The sequence below is a fragment of the Collinsella aerofaciens genome, assembly GCF_028209395.1.
Lineage (GTDB): Bacteria > Actinomycetota > Coriobacteriia > Coriobacteriales > Coriobacteriaceae > Collinsella > Collinsella aerofaciens_AZ.
The window spans coordinates 21,574-35,981 of sequence record NZ_JAQLDQ010000002.1; the positions used below are offsets into that span (position 1 = coordinate 21,574).

At 61.2% G+C, this 14,408-nt stretch carries 10 protein-coding genes; 9 read left to right on the forward strand and 1 reads right to left on the reverse strand.

What is annotated here, in order from left to right; genetic code table 11:
• Positions 1–134 precede the first annotated feature (134 nt).
• A complete protein-coding gene (locus tag PMW67_RS01345) occupies positions 135–1,916 on the reverse strand; it encodes a 1-deoxy-D-xylulose-5-phosphate synthase (protein WP_271738578.1) in 1,782 nt (593 codons plus the stop codon).
• Between the two features lie 228 nt (positions 1,917–2,144).
• Between PMW67_RS01345 and PMW67_RS01350 the strand changes: the two genes are divergently transcribed.
• The 9 genes from PMW67_RS01350 to PMW67_RS01390 all read left to right on the forward strand — a co-directional run bounded on the left by PMW67_RS01350 (position 2,145) and on the right by PMW67_RS01390 (position 14,392).
• On the forward strand, positions 2,145–2,702 hold the full coding sequence (locus PMW67_RS01350; protein WP_271738579.1) for an HD domain-containing protein: 558 nt from the start codon (positions 2,145–2,147) through the stop codon (positions 2,700–2,702).
• A 3-nt stretch (positions 2,703–2,705) separates the two neighbouring features.
• Positions 2,706–3,725, forward strand: a complete 1,020-nt coding sequence (locus tag PMW67_RS01355) for a putative ABC transporter permease (RefSeq protein WP_271738580.1) — start codon at positions 2,706–2,708, stop codon at positions 3,723–3,725.
• A 197-nt stretch (positions 3,726–3,922) separates the two neighbouring features.
• Positions 3,923–5,200 (forward strand): ammonium transporter, encoded by a 1,278-nt coding sequence (locus tag PMW67_RS01360; protein ID WP_117563834.1) that lies wholly within the window; start codon positions 3,923–3,925, stop codon positions 5,198–5,200.
• Between the two features lie 156 nt (positions 5,201–5,356).
• Positions 5,357–5,695: a P-II family nitrogen regulator gene (locus PMW67_RS01365; protein ID WP_099432138.1), complete on the forward strand. Its 339-nt coding sequence runs from the start codon at positions 5,357–5,359 to the stop codon at positions 5,693–5,695.
• Between the two features lie 74 nt (positions 5,696–5,769).
• Entirely contained in the window at positions 5,770–6,432 is a 663-nt protein-coding gene (locus PMW67_RS01370) for a TetR/AcrR family transcriptional regulator (RefSeq protein ID WP_158548909.1), read from the forward strand.
• Between the two features lie 100 nt (positions 6,433–6,532).
• On the forward strand, positions 6,533–7,795 hold the full coding sequence (locus tag PMW67_RS01375; protein WP_271738581.1) for an MFS transporter: 1,263 nt from the start codon (positions 6,533–6,535) through the stop codon (positions 7,793–7,795).
• A gap of 115 nt (positions 7,796–7,910) precedes the next feature.
• A complete protein-coding gene (locus PMW67_RS01380) occupies positions 7,911–8,768 on the forward strand; it encodes an HAD-IIB family hydrolase (protein WP_271738582.1) in 858 nt (285 codons plus the stop codon).
• Positions 8,769–8,891: 123 nt separating this feature from the next.
• Positions 8,892–9,602, forward strand: a complete 711-nt coding sequence (locus PMW67_RS01385) for a TetR/AcrR family transcriptional regulator (RefSeq protein WP_040358972.1) — start codon at positions 8,892–8,894, stop codon at positions 9,600–9,602.
• Between the two features lie 11 nt (positions 9,603–9,613).
• Entirely contained in the window at positions 9,614–14,392 is a 4,779-nt protein-coding gene (locus PMW67_RS01390; RefSeq protein WP_271738583.1) for a 2-hydroxyacyl-CoA dehydratase, read from the forward strand.
• The last annotated feature ends 16 nt before the right edge of the window (positions 14,393–14,408 follow it).

Below are 14,408 nucleotides of genomic sequence, written 5' to 3' on the forward strand. Positions count from 1 at the left end.
AAGGTCAGGGACTAAGACGTCTTGTATAGATCTGTAACAGTTAGACGGGAATTCGGGCCCTAGATGTTACAGATTGAGATAGTTGAGCTCAAAAATAAAAACTTCCGCAGGGGTGCTTCCCTTGCGGAGGTTTTTTACTCGTTGAGTAGCCTTACGGCCTCGGCGGCCATGTTCTCGACCGTCATGCCGTTCTGAGCGAGCAACTCGTTGGGGTCGTAGCGGTCGGGGAAGCCCTTGGCGATGCCAAAAGTGCGCGTGCGCACGGGCGTGCAGGCCAAGTAGCACGCGACACGCTCGCCCCAGCCACCGTCCAAGATGCCGTCCTCGAGGGTGACGACAACGCGATGCTCGGCGGCAAGGCTGTCGAGGAACTCGCGGTCAAGCTTGGTTGCAAAGCGAGGGTTGACGAGCGTGGCCTCGATGCCGTACTCGGCAGCCAAGCGATTTGCCACGTGCTCGCCCAGCTCAAAGAAGTCGCCAAGTGCGAGCACGGCCACGTCGCGGCCCTGGCGCACCACGTTGTAGCGAACGGCGCTGTAGTCGGTGTCTTCGGCAGGCGCCAGGTCGGGGCGGCTTACCAGGCCAATGCCCGGTACACGGATCGCTACGGGATGCTCGCGGTGGTCGAGCGACCAGCTCAGCATGGACAGATATTCCTCCATGCAGGCCGGTGCCAAGTAGTGCATGTTGGGAAGACCGCCCAGCATGGAAATATCAAAGAACGAAAGATGCGTCTCGGATGTGGTGCCAAAGATCGACGCGCCAAATACAAGGATCGTCGCCGGGGCATCGTTGAGGCACAGGTCGTGCCACAGTTCGTCGTAGGCGCGCTGCAAAAACGTGCCGTACACGCCAAAGACCGGCTTGGCACCGGCGCTGGCGAGCGCGGTGGCAAAGGTGACGGCGTGCTCCTCGGCAATGCCCACATCGACGAACTGTTTGCCGGCGGCAGCGCGAAGCTCGGGTGTAAAGCCCATGATGTAGGGCGTGGCGGCCGTGATGCCCACGACCTGCGGATCGTGCTCGATGGCGGCGCTGAGCGCCTCGCCCGTAATGTCGGCATAGGTGCGCGGCGCAGGCTCGCTCGGATGGCCCGGGCAGAGCTTGCGCCCAGTCGCCATGTCAAACGGACCCACGTGGTGCCAGCGCTCGGGGTCGCTCTGGGCCGGCTCAAAGCCCTTGCCCTTGGCGGTGGAGACGTGCAGCACGATGGGATGATCGATATTGCGCAGTTCCTGCAGCGCGTCGACCAGGGCCAACACATCGTTACCGGCGTCCAGATAGCGGTAGTCGAGCCCCATCGCGCGGAAAACGTTGCGCTCGCAGGTGCCGTTGCTGGCGCGCAGCTCGGCCAGATTGCGATACAGGCCACCGTGGTTTTCGGCGATGGACTGGTCGTTGTCATTGACGATGATGATCAGGTTGCTGTCGAGCTCGGCGGCATTGTTAAAGCCCTCAAACGCCAGACCGCCCGAAAGCGAACCGTCGCCAATGATAGTAATGACGTTGTAGCTGTCGCCCGCCAGATCGCGGGCGTGTGCCAAGCCGCAGCCCAGGCTCACCGATGTGGAGGTGTGGCCCATGGCGAACAGGTCGTGTTCGGACTCGTCGGGATTGGCAAAGCCAGAGGCCTCGCCGTAGCGTGCCGGGTCGATATAAGTGTACGCGCGCCCAGTCAGCGCCTTGTGGGCATAGGTCTGGTGCGACACGTCAAAGACAATTTTGTCGGTGGGGGAGTTAAACACGCGATGGAGCGCAACCGTAAGCTCAACGACGCCCAGGTTGGGGGCAACGTGCCCGCCGACGGCGGCGGAGCTTTCGAGGATGGCGTGGCGGATCTCGCCGCAGAGCAGCGGAAGCTCGGCGCAATCGAGAGCCTTGACATCCTCGGGCGTTGTCGTTTGCGTAAGCAGCATCGTTGTGGGTTACTCCATGTGAATCGTGCGCCGGCACTCCCTCGGCCGGCACAATTGCACAAGACAGTCTCGCACATTTTGGCGTTTGATATGTGACGGCGGCGCGGTAATTCGCCAACTGGTGGGGCAAAACGTTTTGTCCGATGCCATACTGGTAATTTCGATGATGATTTTATTCATTGCGTGCAGGCTGCGGCTTGCCGCCGAGCGCCGCCGGAAGGAGGCCGCATGTCCGATACCGTTCGTGCCGAGAAAATCGCGCGCGAGGTCGACGATGCCGCCCGTCAGCTTGCCCAGGCGGGCCGCTTGGACCTGATGCATGAGTTTATCCAACATGGCGATGTGACGGTCTATACACATGTGACCTCGGTAGCGCGGGCAAGTCTGTCCTTTGCCGAGCGCCTGGGCCGCGTCGGTATCTCCGTCGACCGCTTATCGCTGCTGCGCGGGGCCCTGCTGCACGATTACTTTCTCTATGACTGGCACGACCCCGACCCAAGCCATCGACTGCATGGCTTTCGTCACCCGTTTTTTGCCCTGGCGCGTGCGGAGGAAGATTTTGAGCTGACGTCGCGCGAGCGGAATATCATCGCGCGCCATATGTTTCCGCTGGTGCCGGTGCCGCCGACGTGTCGTGAGGCATGGATTGTGTGCCTGGCGGATAAATGGTGCGCACTGCGCGAGACGATTGCCGGCCGTCTGCCGCGCAAAGGCGGCGCGAACGATTTGAACGAGGGCCCGAGTGACGGCTCGAGCAAAGAATCGAACGAAAAGAGGAGTGAGTAGACGGTGGGAACCGCGATCGACATGGCATTTGACGGCGCGACGCTTGCCGCCTGTCCGCTCTCGGCGCTGGTACTCTCGTTTGCCTTCTACGGTTTTTGCGGCTGGGTATGGGAGTCGACAGTCTGCGCCATGCTCAACCACGGACGCTTTGCCAACAGCGGCTTTTTGCTAGGGCCGTGTTGTCCCATCTACGGTGCGGGCGGCATCGCGTGCTGGCTGCTGCTGCGTGGAATCCCAGACGCCTCGAGCCAGTTTGTCGCTGCCGCGCTCGTATGCAGCCTGATCGAATATAGCGTGGGCGTGCTGTTGGAAAAAACGACGGGTGCCCGGTTTTGGGATTACTCGCATCTGCCGTTTAACCTGCACGGACGCATCTGCCTGTACTGGGCCTGCGCATTTGGCTTGGGTGCGTTGTGTATTTGCCGTTTAGTGGAGCCGGCATTGCTGGGGCTGCTTGGCCATCTGCCGGTGCTGATTGTGCGGCTGTCCGCCTTTATCGTCGCGGTCGCGATGATGGTCGATGCGGTGTGCTCGTTGGCCAGCTGGCGCCGCCTGTCCGATCAGCTTGAGCGTGTGCGTGCCGACCTTGCCGACCGCATCAATGAGTCGCTTGCCGACGCCTCCGACTCTATGCTCGAACGTATTCCCGATTCGGCGATCGACTCGGTGGCGCAGACGCATATCCGCGGTCGCGCCGTTAACGCTTGGCTGGCCGAGCTGGGCGACGCGGCGCTCGATGCCCTGCGCGAGAAGGCTTCGATGCCGACGTTTATCTCGGATGGTGCTCGCGGCCTGGCGCTTGCTGCCCGCCGCGTTGCCGATGCCGCGCCGAGCATGCCGCGTCCGTCGCTCAGTCGTCGCCTTGCCGGCAAGCGCATGAGCCGTCCGGTGCCGAGTGTGTCGCTCAGTCGTCGCGACCTGCGCTTCTTCAATGCCTTTCCGCGCTTGCGCATCAATCGCTACGAGGGCGTCATCCGGGCCACCGATCTCCGCGACCGAGCTCGCGAGCTGTTCCGGCGCTAGGCGGGGCGGGCGCGCTCACGGCTTCCTTGCTCGCGTATTTCCCGTTCGTTTCGCGCCCGTTGCCGCGCCGTTTCCAAGATTGCGGCACCGTTTCCATTCGACAACGCAGCGTTTAACAACGCCGTATCTGGTCTACACCAGTTGCCCCTCGGCCGCATTATGGGCGCCGACAACGTTCATGCGACCAAGGGGGACGAATGTACGATACGGGATCGACAACGTTTATGCTCATCTGCACCATGCTCGTGTTTTTAATGACACCGGGCCTGGCGTTTTTCTATGGCGGTCTGTCTAGGCGCAAAAATGTCATCAACACCATGCTTATGTGCTTTGGCGCCATTGGCCTGGTTGGTGTGCTGTGGATTGTTGCCGGCTGGTCGCTGGCCTACGGCGGCGACGGCTCGAGTCCGTTTATTGGAGGCCTTGACCAGTTGCTGTGCCTACCGGTGCTCAACCAGGTGCTGCAGGCGGCCGAGGGCAATGCCGCGGGCGGTGCCGTCTACCCTCAGATCATCAACATCGCCTTCCAGATGGCGTTTGCCATGATCACCGCCGCTATCGTTACGGGCAGTCTGGCAGGCCGCGTTAAGTTTGGTGCCATGACGGCCTTCCTGGGCATTTGGCTGCTCGTGGTCTATGCGCCGCTCGCCCACATGGTTTGGGGCGGCGATGGTTCCTTTATCGGCGACATCATCGGCGCGCTCGACTTTGCCGGCGGCGACGTGGTACACATTTCGTCTGGTCTCACGGGCCTGATTCTCTGCTTAATGCTCGGCCGTCGTCGCGGCTTTGGCATGGTGAGCTACCGTCCGCATAACGTGCCGTTTGTGGCGCTGGGCGCCGGTCTACTTTGGTTTGGTTGGTTTGGCTTTAACGGCGGCAGCGAGTTTAAGGCCGACGCCGTGGCGGCACTCGCCATCCTCAACACCGTGACGGCCAGCGCGGCGGGCATGGTCTCGTGGCTTGCCGTCGAGCGCGTGCACACCGGTCGTCCCACGCTGGTGGGCGCCAGCACCGGTCTGGTTGCGGGCCTTGTGGTGGTCACGCCGGGCGCGGGCTTTGTCGAGCCGTGGGCGGCGCTGGTCATGGGCCTGATCGTCTCTCCCGTCTGTTACCTGGCCATCAGCCATCTCAAGACCAAGTTCGGCTACGACGATGCGCTCGACGCGTTTGGCTGCCATGGTATCGGCGGCATCTTGGGCGGCGTGCTCACGGGCCTGTTCTGCGTGCCGGAGCTTTCGTGGACCGGTAAGGGCGGCCTGTTCTACACGGGTGACATGTCGCTGCTCATCTCGCAAATCCTGGGCATTGTGGTGACGGTCGCTATTGTGCTGGTGCTCGACTTGGTGATTGCCGCGGTGGTCAAGGCGCTGTTCCGCGGCAGCCTGCGCGTGGACGAGGCCGATGAGGCGCTGGGCTTGGATGCGAGTCAGCACGGCGAGAGCGCATATCCTTCGTTCTCCGGACTCGATTAGCAGCACGGCTTTCCCAGGCACCCGACCTTGCCCCTCAAACCGTCGCTTGCGTACCGAAGTACGCGGCGCTCCTCTTTCGGGGCAATCTCGGGCACCTGGAAAACCCGTGCCATGTGAAGGACAATTCATTTCTTTTATTGAAGAGAGGAATTCACTATGAAGAAAATTACGGCTATCGTGCGCCAGGAGAAGCTTGAGGTTCTCAAAGATGCGCTGTTTGCTGCTGATGTTCGCGGCATGACTATCAACCAGGTGCAGGGCTGCGGCGCACAGCATGGCTGGAAGGAATACGTGCGCGGCAACGAACTGCTCGTCAATACCATCCCCAAGGTGCAGTTCACCCTCATCTGCGCTGATGAGCACGTTGACGGAATTGTCGACATCATCTGCAATGCCGCCCGCACCGGTGCCGTCGGCGACGGCAAGATTTGGGTCGAGCCGGTCGAAGAAGTCATCCGCATTCGCACCGGCGAACACGGCCCGGCCGCGGTGTAGAATCGACCGTCTGCCATCCGCAACGTTAAAATGCTGCAATGAGGCATAAGGCTTGCGTTGCGGATGGGCGGATTATGGGTCGCAATAAATATCCCGAGGAGACGGTCGCGAAGATTCTCGACGCGGCACTGGAGCTATTCTGCGCACAGGGTTATGAGGGGACGAGTATTCAAGATATCGTTGACCGTCTCGACGGCATGACCAAGGGCGCTGTCTATCATCACTTCAAGAGCAAAGAAGAGATTTTCAACGCCGCGTTTGATCGGGCGATGACTCCGATTGTTGAGCACCGCCGCTCGATGCTTGGCGTCGGTAATATGACCGGAGCCCAAAAGCTCAGGCGGCTGTACGCGCCCGAGTCCGTTGTTCCGCAAATTGAGCTATGGGCACGCATGCATCCTGCGGCGGATCCGGTAAAAAGCTCGCGTCTACTGGCGATGCAGTACCAGGGCTCGTTTGACGAGTCAGCCGATGGCTGTCTCTTGCCAGTGATCGAGGAGGGCATCGCCGACGGCTCCATTGCGTGCGAATGCCCGCGCGAAGCGGCGGAGGCCGTATCGTTGTTGGCGAATCTCTGGCTGCTGCCGCTGTTCCGTCCGCTCGAGCCCAAGGAGCGAATGCTCGCTCGTGCACAATGTCTGGCGCAGATGGCCGCTGCGGTGGGACTCGATTTGGGCGAGGAAGTGCTCCAGACAACGGCACGGATTTGGGACGTATGGGACCGCGCTGGGTGGTAATATAGATACCAACGGTATGTAATTGATTTGTGAGGGTAGCCACGGCTGCCCTTTTCAAGTCATTAAATACATACTAGTGGTATGTATAGGGGGTGGGCTTATGGCTGGGCTGAGAGACGTCGGCGTCTCGTTGAAATCAAAAACAGTGCGGTCAATCAGGCTCGCGGAACTTCTGGTTGCGCAGCTGTGCACGTATTCGATGCTGTCGGCGCTGTGCTTTGCGTATCCGCTTTACTTGTTCGATTGCAGCGGATCGTCAACGTTATATGGCGCCGCCGTGGCGATAGCGTTCATACCCGGCGTACTCGCAACTCCGATTGGCGGAATCTTGGCGGATAGGGGAAGACATCGCGAGGCCCTCGTGGCCCTCGGCATTGCTCTGATGACTGCATCACTGCTGTCTATCCCCATGAAGCACTCATTGCCTCTTGCGGTCGTCGTAGTAGCGATACTTTGTGTTCAATATGGCGCTCAATCGCTGCTAAAGCCAATACTCCAAATTGAGACGGTGCGCATGGCGGGTGAAAAGAAGGTTGAGCGGGCCACTGCATTGGTTTCGCAGGTGACCATGGTGAGCAATATCTTGGGTCCTGTGGTCGGGACGGCAGTCTATGGGTGCTTTGGCATCGATGCTCTTTGCACAATCGCGTCGGTAACGTTTGCGATTTCAGCTCTGTTGTTTGGTGGCGTACTCAAGCAAAATGCCTCATCTGAAACGATGGGAGACGGCGCGACTCGTACGACATGCCGAAACGATTTTCGGGAGTCGATTCGGTATCTGTTGCAAAATGCATCATTGGTCGCTGTGATTTTGCTTGCGGCAGTTTTGAACCTTGCGTTGGTTGGGCTAACGATTGGCGCTCCCATTATTGTTACAAAGCATCTCGGCATGCAATCGTCCTGCGTTGGGATAGTTGAGGTTGCTCTGGGCCTGGGTGGTCTTACCGGCAGTGGCTTGGTCGGCATTTGGCCGCATCGTTTTTCTTTCAATGGCATATGTCGATATGTTGCGATGATCTGTTTTGGAGTCGCGCCGATTATTGTTACGCTGCTGTTCGGCGTAGATGTATGCGTGTTCACCGTGTTTGCGGTTGGTTCGGCATGGATCATGGTGTGGGCAAGCATTGCGTCGGTTGAAATCACCGCGTTTGTTCAGCGGGCAGCGCCGACTGAGCTCTGCGGAAAAGTGCTTTCGGTCGTTTACATGGTCCTTTCCTGCGCAACACCTATCGGCCAATTGACGTACGGGGTTGCATATGATCGATGGACACCGGCGATTGTATTCGCAGCCATGTTGGCGGTGCTGACGTTGACGACGGCGCTGTTTTATCGTCTGAAAAATCGCTTGCGGCGATTGTCTTGACGCGCTGGGGCACCGTGAATTTGCGGAGGCAGTGGCCCGCCGCGCCGGGACGGCATTGTTTGGGCATGCCTCTCCTTCGTCTACAATATCGGGCAGACGAAGGAGAGACATGCCCATGATCAAGATGTTTGCGAGTGACTTAGACGGAACGCTGCTTAACGCCCTGCACGAGGCAGATGGGACTATCCGCCGCGCCATTCGCGAGCTGACTGAGGCTGGCCTGCACGTGGTTCCCGCGACTGGACGCTCGACGTTGCCGATCGGCGAGCATGGCTTTACGGGCCTGGCGCTTGACGCCTGCTGCTCCAATGGATCCATCGTGCGAGACAGTCATGGCGAGGTGCTCAAAACCTGGACCATCGACCCGCAGGTTACCGAGGAGCTGCTCAAGGCGTTCCCGGACATTTGCTTTGATTGCTCCACGCCCGATGGCATGTTTTCGAGTGGATCGTTCGAGATGCATCAGGCGGGCTTTAAAAAGGACAGCCCCATCAAGCGCATCGTGATGCGCGGTATGCGTGCGCGTGGCGGGTACCACGAGGAACAGTATTTCGACCAGTCGATCGGCGATATCTTGCGTCACGATGTATGCAAGATCAACTGCCGCGTGATCTCGCCCGAGTTGGAGCGCGACCTTAAGGCGTATCTTGCCGAGCGATCGGACCGCGTGGTCAACGCGCCGTTTGACCCGGTGATGTTCGAGATCACGGATGTGGCATGCAACAAGGGCGAGAGTGTGGCCTGGCTGGCGGGCTACTACGGCATTGCCGAGGACGAGGTTGCGGTTTATGGCGACGGCGGAAACGACATCGCCATGCTCAAGCGTTTCCGCCACAGCTACGCGACCAAAAACGCTAGCGATGCAGCTAAAGCCGCCGCGAGCGCGACCATCGGCAGCTGCATGGTCCACGCCGTTCCCAAACACATGCTCGCCACCATGCGCAAACAAAACTTCCGCACCGTCATCGAATAATAATGTGACAAAGGGACTGCCCCTCGTCACATTCTAAATATTGCCTTTACGTGTTGATGCACACGGTGTGCAATAATACTCGCACTGTGCAATAGTGCACAGGTTGAGTAACAGGGAGGACGCTTGTCCCAGCTCGAGAAATGCGATCGCCGATCCCTTCGCTCGCAGCGTGCCCTTCGCCAGGCACTTGCCAGCGAGCTTGCCGAAAGCGGCGACCTTTCGCGCATTAACGTTGCGTCGCTCACCGAGCGCGCCGGTCTTACGCGCCGCACGTTCTATTCGCACTACCGCGATATTCCCGACTTTATCAATCAAATCGAGGACGGCTTGCTGGCCGAGATTCGTGAGCGCATTGAGCTCATCACTGCAGCTCAGCTGCCCGATCTCTATCACAACATCGATGAGCTCGAGCCGGCGCCCGGTTCGGTTGAGCTGCTGCGTTATCTTGCGGCCAACCGCGACTTAATCGGTGCGCTGCTGGGTCCGGGCGGCGACCAGGCCTTCATTAAAAGGATTATCGACACCGCGCGTGAGGCTGTGGTGCCGCGTGCGCAGACGGGCATTTTGGGCCTGGCGCTGGGCACGTTCTTTGACTACTACGTTACCTACGTCGTGAGTGCCGAGGTCGGCATGATTCAGCGCTGGTTCGAGCGTGGACTCACCGAATCGCCCGAGGCCATGGCGCGCATTATGACGGTGCTCGCTTTTGTGCGCCCTGGTGACCTGTATGGCCAACCCATCGATATCAACGTGCCGGAATACGGCATGAAGCTATTGAACTTGCAGCTTGAGGACGCGGCCGACACCGCCGCAACCGTCGAGTCCAACAACTAAGAGGAGAGACAATGAGCAAACTCGTCGAGGGCATTAAGGACCGTATGGTCGCTGCCGCACGCGAGGCCGCGCCCGCCGTGGTGGATGCCGCGCAGAAGGCCGCGACTGCCGCTGCCGAGAAGGTCGCCGAGGCAGTTGCCGATGCCAAGAACACGGCAGGGGAGACGTCCGTTGCTAGCGAGCCCGCCGCCGCCGAGCCCGTAGCCGCCGCCCACGCCCCCGAAGGCGCGATCTTCAACCCCGAGGTCGCCCGCGGCAACCTGCATCTGGGCATAGACGTGGGCTCCACCACCGTCAAGCTCGCCGTGCTCAACGACGACAACCAAATCGTCTATGCCAAGTACCAGCGCCATCACACCGACGTCCGCGCCTGCGCCCGCGACCTGTTCGAGGGGGCCGCGACCGTGCTACCGACGGCGCAGATGACCTGCGCCATCACCGGCTCGGGTGGCCTGCTGCTGTCCCAGTGGCTCGATCTGGAGTTTGTCCAGGAGGTCATCGCCAGCAAGCGCGCCGTCGAGACCCTTATCCCCGCCACCGATGTCGCCATCGAGCTGGGTGGCGAGGACGCCAAGATCATCTACTTCGATAACGGCATCGAGCAGCGCATGAACGGCACCTGCGCCGGCGGCACGGGCGCGTTCATCGACCAGATGGCAACCCTGCTGCACACCGACGCGAGCGGCCTCAACGAGCTCGCGGCCAACGCGACCACCATCTATCCCATCGCCAGTCGCTGCGGCGTATTTGCCAAGACCGACGTGCAACCGCTGCTCAACGAGGGCGCCCGTCCCGAGGACGTGGCTGCCTCCATCTTCCAGGCCGTCGTGACCCAGACCATCTCGGGCCTGGCGTGCGGCCGCCCCATCCGCGGCAACGTCGCCTTCCTGGGCGGCCCGCTGCAGTATCTCTCCGAGCTGCGCCACCGCTTCTACCTCACGCTCAACCTGGACGAGGAGCACCGTATCGTGCCCCAAAACGCCCACCTGTTTGTGGCGAGCGGCGCTGCCATGGCGCACGAGTCCAACAAGCTCAGCACGTTCCCACAGCTTATCGAGGCCATCGACAGCTTGGGCGACACGCAGGGTGCTGAGGTCGAGCGCCTGGATCCGCTCTTTGCCACCGACGAGGACTTTGCCGAGTTCAAGGGTCGCCACGACCAAGAAGTCGTCCCCAAGGGCAAGCTCGACGGCTACACCGGCCGCGTGTTCATCGGTATCGACGCCGGCTCCACCACCATGAAAGCCGCGCTCGTGGGCGAGGACGGCCAGCTGCTGCACACCTGGTACGGCAACAACAACGGTGACATCCTGGGCACGGCCAAGGTCATCATGGCCGATTTCTACAACCACATCCCCGCCGGCTGCACCATCGGCCACGTGACCACCACGGGCTACGGCGAGGCGCTGCTCATCGAGGCCCTCAAGGCCGACTCCGGCGAGATCGAGACCGTCGCGCACCTGCGCGGTGCCAAGGCATTCCTGCCCGGCGTCGAGTTTATTCTGGACATTGGCGGCCAGGACATGAAGTGCCTGCGCGTCAAGGACGGCGTGATTGAGCACATCATGCTCAACGAGGCCTGCTCGTCGGGTTGCGGTAGCTTTATCGAGAGCTTCGCCGTCTCTATGAACATGGACGTGCGCGCGTTTGCCGATGCCGCCATCCATGCCAAGGCCCCGGTCGATTTGGGCAGCCGCTGCACGGTCTTTATGAACTCGCGCGTCAAGCAGGCGCAAAAGGAAGGCGCCACGGTGGGCGACATCGCGGCCGGCCTGTCCTATTCCGTCATTAAGAATGCCCTGTTCAAGGTCATTAAGCTGCGCGACCCCAAGGAGATCGGCAGCCAGGTGATCGTCCAGGGCGGCACCTTTATGTCCGATGCCACGCTGCGCGCGTTTGAGCAGCTCACGGGCGTTGATGCCGTGCGTCCCGACATCGCCGGCTGCATGGGCGCCTACGGTGCGGCCCTGCTCGCCCGCGATCGCGCCGGCGCCGACGGCACCTCGACCATCCTTTCGGCCGAGGACATCGCGCACCTCACCGTGACGCAAAAGCATGTTCGCTGCGGCCGCTGCTCCAACAACTGCCAGCTTACCGTCAACGACTTTGGCGGCGGCAGGCGCTTTATCACCGGCAACCGCTGCGAGAAGGGCGCCGGCCACAAAAAGCAGAAGACCGAGGCCCCCAACCTCTTCAAAAAGAAAAACGAGTTGCTGTTTAACCGCGAGGTTCTGAGCCCCGACGAGGCCCCGCGCGGCACCGTGGGCATTCCGCGCGCGCTCAACATGTACGAGAACTACCCCTTCTGGCACGCGTTCTTTACGCGTCTGGGCTTTAGCGTGCAGCTGTCCGACCAGTCGAGCAAGAAGACCTACCAGGCGGGCATCGAGTCCATGCCGTCCGAGAGCGTGTGCTATCCGGCCAAGATGAGCCACGGCCACGTGATGAACCTTATCGACCGCGACGTTGACTTTATCTGGATGCCGTGCGTGCGCTGGGAGCGCAAAGAGGACCCGACGGCCGGTAACTGCTACAACTGCCCCATCGTCATGAGTTACCCCACCGCGTTGGCGCTCAACATCGACGAGATCCGCGAGCAGAACATCGAGTTCCTGTACCCGTTTGTGCCCTATCACGATAAGACCGAGCTCAAGCGCCGTCTGTACCAGGTGCTCGCTGTCGACCGTGTGGCCGATGCTGAGGCCGGGCGCGGCCGCGTGCGCGGTCCCAAAATCACGCGTTCCGAGGTCGATGCCGCCGTCAACGCTGCCTTTGAGGCCGATGCGCGTTTCCACGAGGACATCCAGACCATGGGCGAGGAGGCTCTTAAGTGGGTCGAGGACCACGGCGGTCACGGCATCGTGCTCGCCGGTCGTCCCTACCATAACGACCCCGAGATCAACCACGCCCTGCCCGAGCTTATCTCGAGCTTTGGCTTTGCGGTCTTTACCGAGGATTCGCTCGCGCATCTGGTAAAGCCCGAGCGTCCGATTCGCGTCGTCGACCAGTGGATGTACCACAGTCGCCTGTACGCCGTCGCCCGTTTTGTGACGATGCGCAACGACCTGGACCTGATCCAGCTCAATTCCTTCGGCTGCGGCCTCGATGCCTTGACCACCGATCAGGTGCAGGAGATCCTGGAGGCCAGTGGCAAGATCTACACCGTGCTCAAGATCGACGAGGTGTCCAACCTGGGCGCCGCGCGCATCCGCATCCGCTCGCTCATGGCGGCGCTCAAGGACCAGGAGGCCGAGCGCTTGGCCGAGGCCACGGCTGCGGGCAAGGTCTTTGAGCAGGGCGACGCTGCGCCGGTGGCGCCCTCCACGGATGCCCCCGCGTTCGCGAGCCGCAAGTACACGTTCGAGGCACAGCGTGAGAGCGCCTCGACCGCATGGCCCAAGGTGCCCTTTACCGAGCAGATGCGCGACGAGGGCTATACCATCCTGTGCCCGCAGATGGCGCCGATCCACTTTGACCTGGTCAAAGAGGTGTTCCGCGGTGCCGGCTACAACTTGGAGCTGCTGCCCTCGACCGACCACGATGCCGTCGAGGCTGGCCTGCGCTATGTGAACAATGACATTTGCTACCCGTCGATTCTGGTGACGGGCCAGATTATGGAGGCCATCGAGAGCGGTCGGTACGACCTGTCCAAGACCGCCGTGGTCATCAGCCAGACCGGCGGCGGCTGCCGTGCCACCAACTACATCGCGCTCATCCGCAAGGCCCTGCGCGAGAGCGGCCACCCCGAGATCCCCGTGATCTCGCTTTCGGCCGTGGCGCTGGGCGAGGACAACCCCGGCTTTAAACTGACGCCGGCGCTGCTTAAGCAGGCAGTCTACGCGGTGCTCTTTGGCGACGTGATGATGCAGATGCTCTACCGCTGCCGCCCGTACGAGGCCACGCCTGGTGCCGCCAACACGCTCTATGAAGAGTACATGGCGCGTGCCCGTAAGCTGGCGCCCAAGTTTAACCGCCACAACTACACTAAGCTGTGCCGCGAGGCCATCCGCGCGTTCGACACCATGCCGCTCGTGGGCGAGGGCACCAAGCCGCGCGTGGGCGTGGTCGGTGAGATCTTGGTCAAGTTCCATCCCACGGCTAACAACCACGTGGTCGATGTCATTGAGCGCGAGGGCTGCGAGGCCGTGGTGCCGGGCCTGCTCGACTTCTTCCTGTACTCCATGAGTAATGCCGAGCTGCAGAAGGACGAGCTGGGAAGCTCTGCTACCACGCGCGCTGGTATGCAGGCGCTCATCAAGCTCGTGGACTGGATGCGTACGCCGGTGGAGGAGATGCTCGAAAAGTCCCGACGCTTTGAGGCGCCCGAGCGCATCGGTACTATGGCCGACAAGGCCCGTACGGTGCTTTCGGTGTGCAACAACATGGGCGAGGGCTGGCTGCTCACGGCCGAGATGCTCGACCTCATCGACCACGGTGCGCCCAACATCATCTGCACGCAGCCCTTCGCGTGCCTGCCCAACCACGTGGTTGGCAAGGCCGTGATCAAGGAGCTGCGCCGCCAGCATCCCGAGAGCAACATTGTCGCGGTGGACTACGACCCCGGTGCGTCCGAGGTCAACCAGCTCAACCGTATTAAGCTCATGATCAGCGTTGCCAAGGAAAACATGCGCGCCGGCAAGGGCTTTAAGCTCGAGAAGGTGGCGCCGCTCGCGATGGACGAGGTCACCGGCCAGATGCGTGCCCACGATGGCTGCGTGAGCTGCGGACCGGCCAGCGAGGAGGCCGTTGCATCGGTCGCCAAGCGTCTGGGACGCGGCATTAAGAAGTAGCTTGCCCGCTATGGGC

What these genes read in the sequence shown, in the direction of transcription:
- PMW67_RS01345 (WP_271738578.1), bottom strand. Translation starts at nt 1,916, where the DNA reads ATGCTGCTTACGCAAACGACAACGCCCGAGGATGTCAAGGCTCTCGAT.
- PMW67_RS01350 (WP_271738579.1), top strand. Translation starts at nt 2,145, where the DNA reads ATGTCCGATACCGTTCGTGCCGAGAAAATCGCGCGCGAGGTCGACGAT.
- PMW67_RS01360 (WP_117563834.1), top strand. Translation starts at nt 3,923, where the DNA reads ATGTACGATACGGGATCGACAACGTTTATGCTCATCTGCACCATGCTC.
- PMW67_RS01365 (WP_099432138.1), top strand. Translation starts at nt 5,357, where the DNA reads ATGAAGAAAATTACGGCTATCGTGCGCCAGGAGAAGCTTGAGGTTCTC.
- PMW67_RS01370 (WP_158548909.1), top strand. Translation starts at nt 5,770, where the DNA reads ATGGGTCGCAATAAATATCCCGAGGAGACGGTCGCGAAGATTCTCGAC.
- PMW67_RS01375 (WP_271738581.1), top strand. Translation starts at nt 6,533, where the DNA reads ATGGCTGGGCTGAGAGACGTCGGCGTCTCGTTGAAATCAAAAACAGTG.
- PMW67_RS01380 (WP_271738582.1), top strand. Translation starts at nt 7,911, where the DNA reads ATGATCAAGATGTTTGCGAGTGACTTAGACGGAACGCTGCTTAACGCC.
- PMW67_RS01390 (WP_271738583.1), top strand. Translation starts at nt 9,614, where the DNA reads ATGAGCAAACTCGTCGAGGGCATTAAGGACCGTATGGTCGCTGCCGCA.